This is a genomic window from Bacillus sp. SRL543 (assembly GCF_984799205.1).
Genome location: NZ_OZ481794.1, coordinates 2,459,275 through 2,473,878, shown reverse-complemented (window position 1 = coordinate 2,473,878; position 14,604 = coordinate 2,459,275). Strand labels below are relative to the sequence as shown.

20 protein-coding genes and 1 pseudogene are annotated in these 14,604 nt (G+C 44.3%); 8 read left to right on the top strand and 13 right to left on the bottom strand.

The genetic code is table 11. The features are described 5' to 3' along the window. Window positions 1-101 precede the first annotated feature (101 nt). Window positions 102-1,049: a ketopantoate reductase family protein gene (locus AC4E8B_RS12425; protein ID WP_490219405.1), complete on the top strand. Its 948-nt coding sequence runs from the start codon at window positions 102-104 to the stop codon at window positions 1,047-1,049. A 297-nt stretch (window positions 1,050-1,346) separates the two neighbouring features. Here AC4E8B_RS12425 and AC4E8B_RS12420 read toward each other — a convergent pair whose 3' ends face one another. The 4 genes from AC4E8B_RS12420 to AC4E8B_RS12405 form a co-directional block, all read right to left on the bottom strand. Beyond that, window positions 1,347-1,484, bottom strand: coding sequence for a hypothetical protein (locus AC4E8B_RS12420; protein ID WP_490219404.1), 138 nt, complete (start codon window positions 1,482-1,484; stop codon window positions 1,347-1,349). A 97-nt stretch (window positions 1,485-1,581) separates the two neighbouring features. Continuing rightward, the gene (locus AC4E8B_RS12415) at window positions 1,582-2,694 is read right to left on the bottom strand and encodes a metallophosphoesterase (protein ID WP_490219402.1); all 1,113 of its coding nucleotides are present in this window, start codon (window positions 2,692-2,694) and stop codon (window positions 1,582-1,584) included. 200 nt (window positions 2,695-2,894) lie between these two features. Beyond that, entirely contained in the window at window positions 2,895-3,374 is a 480-nt protein-coding gene (locus AC4E8B_RS12410) for a YusW family protein (protein ID WP_490219400.1), read from the bottom strand. An 84-nt stretch (window positions 3,375-3,458) separates the two neighbouring features. Then, window positions 3,459-3,803 (bottom strand): hypothetical protein, encoded by a 345-nt coding sequence (locus AC4E8B_RS12405; RefSeq protein ID WP_490219398.1) that lies wholly within the window; start codon window positions 3,801-3,803, stop codon window positions 3,459-3,461. Between the two features lie 120 nt (window positions 3,804-3,923). Between AC4E8B_RS12405 and AC4E8B_RS12400 the strand changes: the two genes are divergently transcribed. After that, window positions 3,924-4,481 carry a GNAT family N-acetyltransferase gene (locus tag AC4E8B_RS12400; protein WP_490219397.1) on the top strand — a complete coding sequence of 186 codons (558 nt, stop codon included), beginning with the start codon at window positions 3,924-3,926 and terminating at the stop codon, window positions 4,479-4,481. A 58-nt stretch (window positions 4,482-4,539) separates the two neighbouring features. On the opposite strand, the gene AC4E8B_RS12395 is transcribed toward AC4E8B_RS12400, so the two are convergent. From AC4E8B_RS12395 to AC4E8B_RS12380, 4 genes are all read right to left on the bottom strand, one after another. After that, window positions 4,540-5,649 (bottom strand): AI-2E family transporter, encoded by a 1,110-nt coding sequence (locus AC4E8B_RS12395; protein ID WP_490219395.1) that lies wholly within the window; start codon window positions 5,647-5,649, stop codon window positions 4,540-4,542. Window positions 5,650-5,749: 100 nt separating this feature from the next. Next, a complete protein-coding gene (locus AC4E8B_RS12390; protein WP_490219393.1) occupies window positions 5,750-5,935 on the bottom strand; it encodes a hypothetical protein in 186 nt (61 codons plus the stop codon). 84 nt (window positions 5,936-6,019) lie between these two features. Next, window positions 6,020-6,184: a hypothetical protein gene (locus AC4E8B_RS12385; protein WP_490219392.1), complete on the bottom strand. Its 165-nt coding sequence runs from the start codon at window positions 6,182-6,184 to the stop codon at window positions 6,020-6,022. A gap of 68 nt (window positions 6,185-6,252) precedes the next feature. Further along, complete coding sequence (locus AC4E8B_RS12380; protein ID WP_490219390.1) at window positions 6,253-7,122, bottom strand: dimethylarginine dimethylaminohydrolase family protein; 870 nt, start codon at window positions 7,120-7,122, stop codon at window positions 6,253-6,255. A gap of 128 nt (window positions 7,123-7,250) precedes the next feature. On the opposite strand from AC4E8B_RS12380, the gene AC4E8B_RS12375 reads away from it, so the two are divergent. Then, window positions 7,251-7,832: a YitT family protein gene (locus AC4E8B_RS12375; RefSeq protein WP_490219389.1), complete on the top strand. Its 582-nt coding sequence runs from the start codon at window positions 7,251-7,253 to the stop codon at window positions 7,830-7,832. 33 nt (window positions 7,833-7,865) lie between these two features. Here AC4E8B_RS12375 and AC4E8B_RS12370 read toward each other — a convergent pair whose 3' ends face one another. The 3 genes and pseudogenes from AC4E8B_RS12370 to AC4E8B_RS12360 form a co-directional block, all read right to left on the bottom strand. Continuing rightward, a complete protein-coding gene (locus AC4E8B_RS12370; protein ID WP_490219387.1) occupies window positions 7,866-9,182 on the bottom strand; it encodes a hemolysin family protein in 1,317 nt (438 codons plus the stop codon). Between the two features lie 75 nt (window positions 9,183-9,257). After that, complete coding sequence (locus AC4E8B_RS12365) at window positions 9,258-9,386, bottom strand: hypothetical protein (RefSeq protein WP_009793758.1); 129 nt, start codon at window positions 9,384-9,386, stop codon at window positions 9,258-9,260. Window positions 9,387-9,449: 63 nt separating this feature from the next. After that, window positions 9,450-9,626: pseudogene (locus tag AC4E8B_RS12360) on the bottom strand (MerR family transcriptional regulator); the annotation flags it as partial. Between the two features lie 412 nt (window positions 9,627-10,038). Here AC4E8B_RS12360 and AC4E8B_RS12355 point away from each other — a divergent pair. The 3 genes from AC4E8B_RS12355 (at window position 10,039) to AC4E8B_RS12345 (ending at window position 11,670) form a co-directional block, all read left to right on the top strand. Continuing rightward, window positions 10,039-10,335, top strand: coding sequence for a hypothetical protein (locus tag AC4E8B_RS12355; protein ID WP_490219385.1), 297 nt, complete (start codon window positions 10,039-10,041; stop codon window positions 10,333-10,335). A 122-nt stretch (window positions 10,336-10,457) separates the two neighbouring features. Next, the gene (locus tag AC4E8B_RS12350; RefSeq protein ID WP_490219383.1) at window positions 10,458-11,306 is read left to right on the top strand and encodes an MBL fold metallo-hydrolase; all 849 of its coding nucleotides are present in this window, start codon (window positions 10,458-10,460) and stop codon (window positions 11,304-11,306) included. 67 nt (window positions 11,307-11,373) lie between these two features. Further along, window positions 11,374-11,670 (top strand): hypothetical protein, encoded by a 297-nt coding sequence (locus tag AC4E8B_RS12345; protein ID WP_490219381.1) that lies wholly within the window; start codon window positions 11,374-11,376, stop codon window positions 11,668-11,670. 55 nt (window positions 11,671-11,725) lie between these two features. On the opposite strand, the gene AC4E8B_RS12340 is transcribed toward AC4E8B_RS12345, so the two are convergent. After that, window positions 11,726-11,932 carry a hypothetical protein gene (locus AC4E8B_RS12340; protein WP_490219380.1) on the bottom strand — a complete coding sequence of 69 codons (207 nt, stop codon included), beginning with the start codon at window positions 11,930-11,932 and terminating at the stop codon, window positions 11,726-11,728. Window positions 11,933-12,092: 160 nt separating this feature from the next. Continuing rightward, window positions 12,093-12,416, bottom strand: coding sequence for a hypothetical protein (locus AC4E8B_RS12335; RefSeq protein ID WP_490219378.1), 324 nt, complete (start codon window positions 12,414-12,416; stop codon window positions 12,093-12,095). 370 nt (window positions 12,417-12,786) lie between these two features. On the opposite strand from AC4E8B_RS12335, the gene AC4E8B_RS12330 reads away from it, so the two are divergent. Next, window positions 12,787-14,064, top strand: a complete 1,278-nt coding sequence (locus AC4E8B_RS12330) for an IS110 family RNA-guided transposase (protein WP_490216957.1) — start codon at window positions 12,787-12,789, stop codon at window positions 14,062-14,064. A gap of 388 nt (window positions 14,065-14,452) precedes the next feature. Continuing rightward, window positions 14,453-14,581: a hypothetical protein gene (locus tag AC4E8B_RS12325; RefSeq protein ID WP_490219376.1), complete on the top strand. Its 129-nt coding sequence runs from the start codon at window positions 14,453-14,455 to the stop codon at window positions 14,579-14,581. The last annotated feature ends 23 nt before the right edge of the window (window positions 14,582-14,604 follow it).

Below are 14,604 nucleotides of genomic sequence, written 5' to 3'. Positions count from 1 at the left end.
TTAGATGCTGTGCTAGAATGAATGATAGATTGATTGGGGATTTACGGTTAATGCTTAATGATATTTTGCAGCCGTTTTCCTGAAGAAAGGAAGGTAATGCTATGCGGATATTGATTGCAGGTGCAGGAGCTGTAGGAGGCTATTTCGGCGGAAGGCTTCTTGAGAAAGGGGAAGACGTTGCCTTTCTCGTCAGGGACAAGAAATACGATCAGCTTCAGCAAAACGGGCTTTTCATCAAAAGCGTGCATGGAGATGTGCATCTCCAGCCAAAACTTGTGAAGGCAGGACAGCCTGCAGAAGAGGAATTTGATGTGATCCTGATTTCTGTGAAAGCTTATCACCTTGAAGAAGCGATAAGAAATATCAAGCCTTTTGCAGGGGCGGGGACATGCATCCTTCCGCTGCTGAATGGCATTTCACATATGGACATGCTTGAGAAGGCTTTCGGAAAAGAAAGACTGCTCGGAGGTTTATGCTTTATTGAATCGACTTTGAATGATAGAGGGGAGATCGTTCAGAAAAGCGATATGCAGGAGGTGGTTTTTGGAGAAATGAACGGGAAGGAGACTGAAAGGATTTCCCGGATACGCGAATCGTTTTCCGGAACTAAGGCATCTTTCCGGTACAGCAGTGAAATTCTAAGTGAAATGTGGAGCAAGTATCTTTTCATCAGTATGATGTCCGGACTCACGACACTGACCCGCTCTCCAGTCGGCCCCATACGGGAAACAGCTGAGGGGAGAAGCATCATAGAAGGGCTCGCACTTGAAATCCTTCCTGTTATGCAAGGTCTGGGGGCGGATCTTCCTGATGATGCTAAAGGAAATATCATTAATAAAATCAATGCAGTCGGATACCATATGAAGTCTTCCATGCAGCGGGATATGGAAAAAGGCCTGCAGACCGAGTCGGCACATTTTTTCAAATATCTCCTGGACGCAGCGAGTGAACAGGGTATGAAGGCGCCAATTCTGAATACCATTTACATGAATCTGCAGGTGTATGAAAAAGGGAGAGAAAAGCAAGAGGTTTCAGGGGAGCGCGGCTGAAGCTCTCTGTTTAAGATGAAAGAGAAAAAGGGGGTCTCAGTGAGCGCGGCTGGAACCCTCTTTTTGATAAAAAAAGCAGAAGGTTGCAGCGAACGGCATAGAAGACCTCTATTGGACAAAATGAGAAATTGAGGGTTTTGAACACCGCCATAATTCCATTTAAGGCATAAAAAATCCCTGCAGGCAGAATATTAAGAACAAATAATATGCCCTTAAATTTCTTCTGTCTGCCTGAAGGGATTTCTTAGCACCGTGAAAAAATTTGAAGGTACCATGCAGATTTTCAACTAGAGAATATTATTGAAGAGCATACCCCAGCAGTTTTATATCCTGGAGGATTTTCTGCTGGATATCAGGCTCTTTGCATTTTTCAAAGTCAGTGATCAACCTGCCAATTTCCCTAATAAAAAGCAAATATTCGCTGTCTTTCAGCATAAATAGTCACCCCTACTATCGAAATAGGTCTAATTTCATACAGTTTAGTATAAATTAGCAGAGATTGGAAGTAAAGCAATATAACTTTCATTACATATTAATTATGTTTTTTTAATTTTCTATGGATTTGTTCAGCGAGCTGTTCTGCTCTCTGATCGTTTTCAATCCCGCTTGAAAGGCCTGGTACATTTGGAAGAAAGACAGGGCGGACTTCAGGCTCAGCAGAAACCACTTTCCACTTTCCTTCGTTCTGTGACAGAGTCAGGTCAATAATCCCTAAATGGCTTCCCCATGAGCCTGCCTGTACAGCCGGGATTCCGTTTATTGTACCTGCTTTCATATCAACCAGACTGCTGCTGCCCGCAGACTTTAGGGACGGAAAGGACTGGTGGGTATGGCCGTACAGGATGGCATCAATTCCAGGAACCTTGCTCAGGCCCACTACAGAGTTCCTGCTTTTATCCTTAACCTGTTCATCAGCTTCGAGACCTGCATGTGCCAGTGCAATTATGACATCTGCACCTTTTTCCCTCATAATCGGAATATAATGCTCGGCTGACTCGACAATTGATTTGGTGCTGAGCTTGCCTTTCAGATGCTCTTCATCCCATTTCACAACAACAGGTGTAATAAAACCGATGACGCCAACCTTGACAGGGTATTTTCTGCCATTATCAGCCGTAAACATCCGGTGAAGGATGACATATGGGGAAAAATAGGGAAGTTCCTCCTGGAACGATTCTGTACCTTGGATATAGAGATTGCTGTTTACGTAGGGGAAGGCAGCTTCTTTCAATTTCTTATCCAGGTAGTTCAAGCCGTAATTGAATTCATGATTGCCGGGGGCTGCTGCATCATATTGGAGCTCATTCATGATGCTGAAAATCGGGTGCGGGTGGCCGGGATGCTTGTGGACATAATCCCCTGCACTGCCCTGGATCAGATCGCCATTATCGAAAAGAAGCGTGTTCGCATTTTCCTGTCTTGCTTTCTTTATTAAGCTGACGGTTTTGACAAACCCGAAACTCTTTACTTTTTTATTGCTTTTATACTCGTAATTCATTATGTAAGAGTGAAGGTCCGTGGTTTCCATGATCCTGAGCTTCATGCTTGGCGGCTGCCCGCTGTTTACCGCAGATCCGGAAGGAACAAAGAGGAAGATCGTTATAAGAAAAAACACAGTCATAGATAAAAATTTTTTTCTCAACATGGCTCACCGCCTTCCCGTGATTCTGTTATTGTGCCTAAAACACAGAGAATCATGCCTGAAAGTATGCGGCGGATATTTTGCTTCCTGCGGAAGGAGCAATAAGAGAAACACTTCCGGCACAGCGCCATATAGTTAACTTATCAAAGAGCGCATAAAAAAACCTGAAGGAAAACGGAGCAGCTGTCCCTTCAGGTTTCTTTTTATTTGGAATAAGTTTTCTCTGTACCATCCGTATAAGTCACTTCTACTTCAATATTTTCATAATCTTCATTAAGTTCAAGTCCCTGTATAACCTGTATCAGCACTTCATCTTCTGAAGATTCTTCATCAAAAGTGAATTGCTTGAATGCTTCCAGCAGCTTGTCCAGCGCTTCATCTCCGTTTAATTCTTCATCATTTAAACCATCTTTGATCTCAGCTTCCATCGTATTATTTCGATCATATTCGTAGTCAACTTCATACGATTTCATATCAGGATACTCAGCATCAAGCTCAAAATCTGTAAAATTGATGCGGGAGAAATCCTCAACCGGCTGTTTATGATCTGTATTCAAATCATCTTCCTGGCTAGGTGCGCTAGGCGGCGGATCCTGGACTTCGTCCTCATCATTTCCACAGCCGGCAAGCGGCAGCATGAGAAGGGCGGCTGCTAATGGATTCAATAACTTCGATTTCTTCATGAGAAACCTCCTAATCGTTTTTATAGTATGTATATTTCCTATTTCGCTATATTAAAAACACTTATAAGAGGTTTTGAGCTCGATTTATTCAGCTGCAGGCAGAGTCTTATCACCCGAAAAGCATATTTCATTGAAAAAGCTTTTCAGCAGCAGCCATCTGGCAGGATAGGCAGCAGCAAAATCTTCAGCCGACTGCTCATTAAAGATTACGAGGCAGTCCAGCATCACCTTGCGTTCCTTAAGATCATAAAAAAGGGCATGGAGATTTTCATAATGATCATTCAGCTGCCAGCGATTCAGTTTAACAGAAGATATGCCGCTTGATTTCATATATTCAAGGGCAGCTCTCTTCTGAATTTCCGCACTTCCGCCAGGCACTAATTCTGCAGCTGACAATTTTTCATTTATAAAATATATCCCTCTCTTCATAAACAATCCCCGTTCCTGTGTTTTTTAACACTATTGACAGAAAAAGCCGGGTCCATACAGGAAAGAAATGAAATTTATAGAATTCTATTAATAGAAAGAAAATGACTGTGGAGGCTTATAATGAGTGTATTATTTGAAAATGGCAGCCTGAAAGTAAGAGAACTGGAAGACAGGGATAAATTCCACCTGTTACGCTGGCTGCAGGATCAGTCAGTGCTGGAATATTACGAAGGCAGGGACAACCCTCATACACTGCAAATGGTCGATGATCATTTCTATAAACAGGGAAGGCAAGTGGCCGCCTGTATTTTTGAATGGGAAGAAACAGAGCTGGGGTATATCCAGTACTATCCGCTGGAAGATGAAGAGAGGGAGAAGTATGGATACGATTCTGGTGTTTCTGTCTATGGGACAGACCAGTTCATCGGGGAAACAAAATTCTGGGGAAAAGGGATTGGAAAGCTGCTCGTCCAGTCTATGATCAGCTATTTGATAAAAGAAAAGGGCGCAGACCTGGTAGTCATGGATCCCCAGACATGGAATGAAAGGGCAATCTCCTGCTATGAGAGCTGCGGGATGCAAAAAAGAAAGCTCCTCCCGAAAAACGAATACCATGAAGGCGAATGGAGAGATGCCTGGCTGATGGAATATGATAAGAAGGCGGTAAAAACATGTTGAACACAAAAAAATGAAAGACAAAAAAGGAAGCAATCCCTATGGAGATCGCTTCCTTCATTTATATAGCTGTATCCGTCCCGGAGGCTACACGTTCTCTTCTGGCCCGCAGGAACCGTACAAAGTTCATGACGATTGTTTTCACTACCGCATAAGTTGGAATGGCAAGGATCATTCCCAATATGCCTGCAAGGTTTCCAGCCACAAGGAGCAGGATGATGATAGTGGCCGGATGAGTGTCAAGCCTTTTTCCAAGGATGAGAGGCGAAAGGATATTCCCCTCTACCTGCTGGGCAACGGCTATGACGATGATCGCCAGGATGGCCTTTGCCGGGGAATCGAACAGCGCGATCAATACAGCCGGTGCTCCGCCAAGAAATGGACCAACATAGGGAATGATATTCGTGACAGCCACAATCAATGCCAAAACAAGTGCGTAAGGCAAATCAATGATCATGTAGCCTATGAAGGCCAGAGTCCCGACGAATAAAGCCACGGTTACCTGTCCCTGAATGTATGCTGCCAGGGTTTCTCCTGTTTCCTTCAGCGTCTTTAAACCCTCGCTCCGATATGAAAGAGGGAGGAATTTGGATATGGCAGCCGGAAACTTTCCGCCATCCTTGAACATATAAAACAGCAGGAAGGGAACCGTTACAATCGTAACTGTAATATTGGCGACAAGGCTGAATACATTGGAAATTCCATTTGTCACCCTGTCAGGGATCGTGTTGGCAAACTCCATCAAGGACTTTTCGAGGTTTTCAATCGGGACGTAATCCTGATTCATGACCCATTTGAACTGCTGGGAGCTTGATAGATTTTCTATGTAAATTCTCGTTCTTTGTGCATATGTCGGCAGATCATTGAATAATGCAGTGACCTGCTTCGAAATGATAGGAACAAGGCTGCCGATCACCAGGACGATCAGGCCGATGATGATCAAATATATGATCACGATGGCAAGGGTCCTCGGGAGTTTTCTTGCCTGGAGAAAATTGACGACCGGGTTAAGCAGGAAATAGAGGAAGCCTGAGATGATGATCGGGAAAAACAAGGTAGAAACAAAAATGCCGATAGGTTCAAATAGGAAGGATATTTTGGTTGATACGTAAATGATGGCCACAATCAGAAGGATCTGAAGAGACCAGAATTGGATATTTTTTTTTGTCACTGAATTCACCTTTCACTTTCTTTCTGTAAAAAGTATAACAGAAGTTAGAATAATTTTCCTGTAAAATGCAAGGTTATGTATATTAGTCGGACATCACCATTCAAACGGCAAAATAAAAAGACCCAGATTGGCCCTTATGTTTGGATTTGTATAAAAAATCTTTTTTTGTTTTTGTTCTTCTTTCAGACATATCAAGTAACGCATAAGGGCTCCTTTTGCTTTCCGGATTTCTTTTTCCTTCACGCACCATTTTAGCGCGCAGCTTCTTTGCCTTGGATCGGGCCATTACATCTACACTCCTGTCACTATGGGAATGTATTTATTTTATAATATCCAAGTCATTCGAACAATGGGTTCCTGGTCCGGAGAGCTAATTTTTTTCTGAGAGCTTCTGCTTTGCCTGCTTCAGTCCGGCGGATATTGCTTTCTCAATTTTTCCTGGTCCATTCATATAGCGGCAAATTCCGTATATAAAGCTTTCTTCAATTAAAATGAACACCAATAAAGCGGTGATGGCTGCAGTTAAGATACTCATCACAGATCATGCCTCCCGAACCAGTCATATATAAATATATGAAAGGAAGAGAGGCATGATGATTATTTTTATCCTCTTAGGCCGGGGCTTTCTCTCAATACAGGAAGGGTGCAGCAGCGGAAGGCTCCCCCGGACTTAATAATTTCCGTTATATCCACCTCGATCACCTCGAAGCCTCTTTCTTTAAGCTGGCTGTTGACATTTTCATTTACCGTCAGACTGAAGATCTTCTTGTCGCCGATGCATAATACATTCGTGCCCAGAGAAAATTGTTCCTCTTTGGATACTTCTATCAGGTGATACCTGGATTTAATGGTTTCCAGTGCTTTTGGCTCGATTTCTCCAGGAAATATCAACGCTTCATCCTCAGAAATAACATTGAAGACACAATCCAGATGAAGGAATTTATCTGTAAAAGGGACCGTAATCACTTCATGGTCAGGCAGAAGCGATTTCAGATGGGCAGCGGCTTTCTCATTTGTCCTGTCACTTAAGCCAACATAAACTGTATTGCGGTCAATGACGATATCTCCGCCTTCAATTTCTTCGCCAATCAGGTTGAAATAGGAAATTCTCTCCTTTTCCAGCCATTCCTTGAACACATCCTCTTCACCCTGCCGGATCCTGCTTGCCATTTCGGCCACAAACACGGTCTGGCCGAGCGTAAAACCGATATCCCTTGTGAATACCTGTTCAGGATATTTACCCCTGGCAGGGAGGAGGGACACTTCCACACCGAACTGCTCTAGTGTTTTGACAAAATTGCGGTGCTGCTCCATAGCCTTTTCAATATCAATGCCTTCTTTCAGAAAATGGCGCTGGGTCTCGTTGATCACATCTTTGATTGTCATATGCTCCGGTTCACATAGAACCACTTTTTTCAGCCGGTCATATTCGCTTCCAACATATGCCGGCATACCTGGCGTTTGCTTTACCATAATATCCTCCTAATATTGTGTTACTTTCCTTACTATTCACCTAAACCAGGCCAGTTATGAAAAAAGCTCATACTATCCCTGGGACTGGCTTCATATACTATAGGACATGCAGCAGCCAGGAGTGTTCAATGATGATTTTAAAAAAAACGGCTATCGTCCTTACTGGATGCCTTCTTCTTTCTTTGGGAATAAACGGTTTTCTGATACCTAACAAGGTTCTTGACGGCGGGGTCATCGGCCTGGGTTTGATCTGCAATTACTTATGGGGATTTGAAGCAGGATTGTCCATCCTGCTGATGAGCATTCCGATATTTGCTCTTGCCTGGTTCAAGGATAGGAGTTATTTTTTCAACAGCCTGCACGGTTTGCTGCTGTCCTCTATCTTAATCGATATCATGAATCCAGTCAGCGGGTCTCTTCCATATATCGACCCTGCTATCGGCTCTATAGCCGGCGGGGCGCTTGTGGGCCTCGGCATAGGCTTGATGCTCCGCTATGGCACCAGCACCGGGGGAACAGACCTGCTGGCACAGTTTATCGCAGACCTTTCAGGAATGAATGTGGGGATAGTGATTTTATTGATTGATTGCCTTGTCATATCAATCGGAGGACTGCTTGTTTCAGGCGATACCTTTATGCTTTCCCTTATCACGGTCCTGACAGTAGGGCTGGTCACAAGCCTATGCACCTATCGGAGCGCGAAAGAGTAGGGGAGGGTTCCTATGGTGCAAAAAAAAAAGCCCTTACTCAGGGCTTTCTTCTTCAGCCAGTCTCCTGACCTCTATAAAAACAATATGATGGCCTTCCAGTTCTTTGACTGTAAAAGAATAGCCTTCTTCAATGATTTCTTCCCCCTGGACTACATCATACCGCTGGGAAAGGAACCAGCCGCCAAATGTGTCAACATCCTCTTCGGGAAGGTTCGTGCCAAGGAGGTCATTGACATCATCGATAAGGACCTTTCCGCTGATGATATAATGGCCTTCAGCCAATTTGCGGATATCTGAAATTTCATCTGCATCAAATTCATCACGGATTTCCCCGACGATTTCTTCAATGATATCTTCTACTGTCACAAGTCCCGCTGTCCCGCCGTATTCATCCAGAAGCAAAGCCATATGGGTGCGCTCCTTCTGCATTTTAAGAAGAAGATCATGGATCGGTATCGTCTCAATGACCCTGATGGCAGGCTTCACAAAAGCTGTGATGGGAGCACCTGTCAGCGTTTCCCTTTTTACGGTGGCAGTCAGGATGTCCTTGATGTTCACGATTCCTTCAATATTGTCTTTATCGCCATTTATGACCGGATAGCGTGTGTACTTCTCCTCGCGGATGATGCCGAGGATATCCTCCACGCTGTCATCGATGGAAAGGCTGACGATTTCCGTCCGGGGGACCATGATTTCCTTCGCGAGCCTGTTATCAAATTCAAAGATGTTATTAACATATGTCAGCTCTGATTTATTGATTTCACCGCTCTCATAGCTTTCGGAAAGAATGATCCGGAGCTCTTCTTCAGAATGGGCCAGTTCATTTTCGGAAGCGGGCTTGAGCCCGAACAGGCCGGTAAGGATCCTTGCTGAACCATTAAGCGCCCAAATGAAAGGAAACATCAGCTTATAAAACAAAATCAGCGGCTTTGCAAACAACAGGGTTATTCTTTCTGATAGCTGTATGGCCATGGTCTTGGGAGCCAATTCGCCGACCACCACATGCAGAAAAGTAATGGAAGCAAAGGCAATCCCGAAAGATAAAAGATGGGTTAGCGATGGATTAAGCTCCAGCCTTTCAAAAAGGGGATGAAGCAGCTTCTCGACAGTCGGTTCCCCAAGCCAGCCAAGACCCAGCGCTGTGATGGTGATACCCAGCTGGCAGGCAGAAAGGTATTCATCCATATGGGTAATGACATGCCTGGCCGCCTGGGCTCCAGGTTTATTTTCTTCAATCAGCTGGTCGATCCTCGAACTTCTGACTTTGACGATTGCAAATTCTGCTGATACAAAAAAAGCGGTTAAAGCAATTAAAAGTGCAACTAATACCAAATTGATAAATATGTCCAACGAATCGCCTTACAAAGTAAGGCTTACACCTCCTGGATGAGTAAAAAAAGTCTACTGTAAGTTCCGGCAGGTGGGCTACATCAATAACAGGAGAATGGTCTGCATGAGGGATATGCTTTCAGCAGAAAGATGCTTTTTAAGAGCTTCCTTCTTCAGTCCTTTATCCTCCAGATTTTGGAGCAGCTCGGAAAGCTCCTTATCCAAACCGGATATCTTTACTTTAAGTGTTTCATAATCGATAAGATCTGATTCTTTTTCCTTCAGCCTGTTCTTTATTTCTTCGAGTGAAAAGCTGTTCCTTTTGCACTGTTCGATATATTTGAGGGTGTCAAGAGCTTCTGCATCATAGTAGCGGTAATTGGAAGCAGAACGCCTTGCTTTAATAAGGCCGATTTGTGTGTAATAATCTACCGTCCGCTTCGTTACATTCGCCCTTTTTGCAATTTCTCCGATTTTCAGTTTCTCTGCCCCAAACTCATCGCCTCCCCAGCAGAACGTTTTATTTATAGCGAAAATGATAATCCTATTTATTTAAAATCACAATCATAAAGTTTTGGCGGGAATGGAATTTTCTTATCAGGATAGGGTAAAACCTAAAAAAAGGACAGGGAGGAATTTCATATGGACTCTACACATCCGTTTTGGCAGACTTTGCTTTCTTTTTTGCCGCTTATTATTATTGCGGCCATTGTGGTCGCCTTTCTGGTCTACCGTAAAAGCAAGAGCAGGCGTTAGCATGGCATGGCCCGGCATGAGCCGGGCTCCATATTAGTTGAAATAGCGGGGCAGCTTCATTTACCATGATACATAACCGGGATCCAGGCATTCCTGTCTCTACATATAATGAAGGGGGAAATTGACCGATTTGGCACACCGCTGTTCGCATCCTTATCGAATATACAGCAGAAAAGTGGAGTGGAATGAACAGAAAGTGATTGAAACAGAATACCACCTCCACCTATATGACGACCGGGTCGTTGCAGATGACCGCGAGTTCAGGCTGGCTGATATCTATGATGTCTCCTACCGGGAACAGTCTTCCTTCGGTTTTTTGTATCTGCACACAAACCACGGCCTTTATCCTTATAAAGTATATATCAGCCCTGAGAATTTCATCAGGCAGTACCGTATCGCAGCAGGCAAGGTTTTTTAGATTGGCTGTCAAAGGCATCCCGGATAGAGGGGTGCCTTTTTCATGCCCCGGAATCTGGTCACTTGCGACTAATTCTGCGGCAGGCGGGTAAAGATAGGCAGACTAGAAGAGGAGCTGATTGTATGGAAGGAAGTTCATCATCCAACCGATTTCTCCCGGTTGCTTCAGCAGCAAGCGGAGATATGAAAGATATCAACACTGATGTCCATTGCCTGGCGATTCAAATTGTCAATGTCTTTTTTGCTGAGCTGAGTGATGGCTCAAATGAATGGGTGCTGATTGATGCAGGCATGCCAAAGTCGGCCGAAAAAATTATTGAAGCAGCAGAAGATCTCTATGGTGAAGGAGCTGCACCAAAAGCAATCATCTTGACTCATGGGCATTTTGACCATATTGGAGGAATCATCGGGCTGCTTAGCACCTGGAAAGTGCCAGTTTATGCTCATGAGCTCGAGCTTCCATATTTAACAGGGGAGAAAGATTATCCTAAGCCTGATGCCAGTGTCGAGGGCGGGATGATTGCCAAGATGTCTCCAGTGTTCCCGCATGAAGGCATCGATATAAGTGAATTTGTTCATCCGCTTCCTTCAGACGGGTCTGTTCCTGCATTGCCGGAATGGAGATGGATCCACACCCCCGGACATTCCCCTGGCCATGTTTCCCTGTTCAGGGAAGCGGACAGCCTCCTCCTTGCAGGTGATGCATTTGTGACCGTGAGGCAGGATTCCCTCTACAAAGTCCTTGTCCAGGAAGAAGAGGTAAGCGGCCCGCCACGCTATTTGACTACGGACTGGAAAGCCGCGGAAGCCTCTGTTTTAAAGCTTGCAGCACTGAACCCTTCAGCTGCCGGAACAGGGCACGGCCGTCCGATGTCAGGTCCGGAATTGGCAGAAGGCTTGCAGAGGCTTGCAGATCATTTTGGCGAGCTGGCTGTTCCTGACCATGGCAAATTTGTCGACGGGAACAGCTGACAAGATCTTTTTGTGCATAAAATTACCTGCCCGGCCCAAACTAGAGACTAAAAAGGGGCTGGACAGCATGATTTTCTATGCATGCGTGAAGTATGAAGAACATGATCCCGATTCATATAAAGGGATCTTAGTCACAACACTGGGTTCCAATGATAAAGTGGCCGAATTTGAGTCTTATGATCCGCTTGAGGACTACCGGAATTTTGCCAGCTGGGCTGAAAGCGTAGGAGAAAACAATGTAGGATTCTGCGATACATTTAAGGCCTTCGCACATGATTACAGGCAGATATCAGAAGAAAATTCAGAAAAAATGATTTCAATGCTGTATGGGGACCATGGCAGCTGCGGATACGAATATTACTGACAGGCTTTTGAAGCTGGCAACAGCAAAAAGCCCTGGGATTCCAGGGCTTTTCATATTACTGTTCTTCATCAAAATAACTCTCAAAGGCGATTCGGTCTGTCAGTTTTTCACTTTTGTAATAGGGATTTTCTACTGTTGAATTCTCAGGATCCAAATTGGTTTTGATCACAAGGAAAGGTTCTGAAGAATGCTGTGCGATGAGCCTGTCATCCAGCTCCCTGAAATCCGGCATTTTTTCACTTCCCGGCTTAATGGGGTCCATGCTTCCACCTCCTGATTTTAGGTTGCTGCCGGCTGGAATGCGCTATACAGGAAAGCATTGGAAAATTAGAAAAGCATCTCGCTTCGGGCAAAGCTGCTGCTTGTGCTGCCGGGAAAATGATTATAGTCCCGTAAATTGTTTTTTCGGGAGAAAAGGGAAGCTAACCTGTCTTGTCCGGCATAATCTGCAAAATGAATTGCTTGGCCTGTTCATCAATGAAAAGGCAATATTCCTCCTGATCCTTCAAATCCAGCAGATTTCTCAGCTCCATTGGAATATGGATGGATCCGTTATCAGAGACAAGCCTTTTATTTTCGGTGCTCTTGGGATCTGCTTTTCTGATTAAAATCTTCTTGTCTTCATCTTCGAACTCCAGGTCGGCAAGCCTGCCGGGAAGAAGGTCGAACTTTCTCCTCCAGGGACTTGGAAGCAGGACTTTTCCGGTTTTAGTAAAGTTTTTGCATTTATAGACGCTTTGCATCATAACACTTCCCTAAATTATTTTACTGACTCTTTGCCGGATAACGTTTTCGAGCTTACTTACTACATAGCACATGAAGGAGCGAAGGAAACCTCTTATTGCATAGGAGGAGAAAAAGGAACACTTTTTATTTCCAGAGTACACTTCTCAGGAAGAATAAGAAGAGGAAAAGTTCATGCATAAGTTTAATTAGGTAAGAATCAGGAGAAAGTACAAAAGAGCTGCAGCCTTTCATACGCCTATCTAAAAGGAGCATTCCTGTTAGAAGGATTTTCGGGGACTTGAACAAAAAAGAGCCCTCTTGGTATGATACGGGGTGTCAAATCGTGCGCCGATATGACCCCTAACTTAGTTAACCAAGGAGGACTCCTTAATGGATTTTAAACAAAATCAGAAAATTAATCAAGTCACCGAAAATACACTTGTGATTGGAATCGACATTGCCAAGCGGACTCACTATGCTTGCTTTGTAGATGACCGAGGAAGAGTGCTTCAGAAATCCTTCTCAGTTTCCCAGTTAGAAAATGGTTTTGAGCTTTTCTATCAACGTATTTTGGCCGCCATGAAAGAGAACGCCAAAACAGAAGTGATTGTAGGGATTGAACCTACGGGACACTATTGGCTCAACCTTGCCTATTTTCTAGAGGAACGGGGAATCCCCCTAGCCATGGTTAATCCTATGCATGTTAAGCGATCAAAAGAGTTGGATGATAATCTGCCAACTAAAAACGACCGTAAGGATGCATTGGTCATTGCTCGCCTAGTAAAAGATGGGCGCTTCAGCTATCCGCGCATCCTGAAAGGCATGGAGGCTGAACTCCGCGTCGGATCATCGTTCAGAGGTAAATTGACAGAGGAATTGGGCGCTGTCAAAAACATGATGATTCGCTGGCTGGATCGTTATTTCCCTGAGTTTGTCCAAGTATTTCCGTCATTCGGAAAAATGGCATTGGCTGCACTTCAATGCACTCCTTTTCCGAGTGATCTACACCAGAAACAACCCGATGAAGTGTTATCTCTTTATCGAAAGGCCGAGGGGCTCAAATCCCCCCAGAAACCAAAAGCAGTGCGTCTTATTGAAGTCGCTGCCAGTTCAATTGGGGTAACAGAAGGACACCAGATGGCCCGAATTGAAATTGCCACACTTGTCCGTCATTATCATCAACTTGAACAGGATATTGAAAACATTACCCTTCATTTAGATAAGCTTGTAAAAACATCTGTAGAATATGAATGGCTATCAACGGTGCCTGGGCTTGGAGATGCCACCATTGTTGACCTACTAGCTGAGATCGGAAGCTTTTCACACTACGAAGATCCACGCCAAATCATTAAACTTGCGGGATTAACGCTGCGTGAGAACTCATCCGGAGAGCATAAAGGGAAAAAACGCATCTCTAAACGGGGAAGGAGAAAGCTGCGAGCCCTCCTATTCCGAGTCATGATGCCAATGATTCGCCACAACGAAGCCTTTAGAAAGCTTCATGAGTACTATACAAACCGTAAGGTTAATCCATTGCGTAAGAAACAATCCATCGTGGTTCTATGCGGGAAGCTATTAAAAGTTTTGCATGGTATAAGCACGAAGCACAGAGTATTTGATGCACAGCGAATGATGAGGGATATTCCAAGTCTCGAAGAGGCTGCATAAGACCCTACATCCCTTAATGAGACCTAGACAACTGGATGACACGGAGAAGCTGGCACTATTTTTTCCATTCGACCCAGAGTCCCTAAAGGAGCTTCGCTAGCCTCTGCCTTATGACTAGACCGAACGAAGGAATGTAGGCACACTGATGCCCAGAGACATGGGAGGGTACGTCATCATAAGCTACGCAGAGATCCATTGTGCATCGCATATAACCTAATCACCATTTACCATATTTATACACTGGTGACCGCGTAGCGCACCCATATGTTGGAATAGTTTCACATAAAAGAAAAATACTGTTAGAGTTCGTGTCAAAAAATATTTTTTTGACACCCCATTAACGGCTCAAACCGTTGATAAATCAATATTTATAGAGGGAGGAAGAAATATGAAGGAAGAAAAGAAGCTGATGAGCGAAGAAGAGCTTGATGCCCTCCATCATGTAATGGAAGAGCAGATCGCTTATATTCTTGTAGATGAAGAAGAAGAAAGATCCAGGGAAGAGCAGAAGGACTGAAGGGTGAAAAAGGGGGATACCCC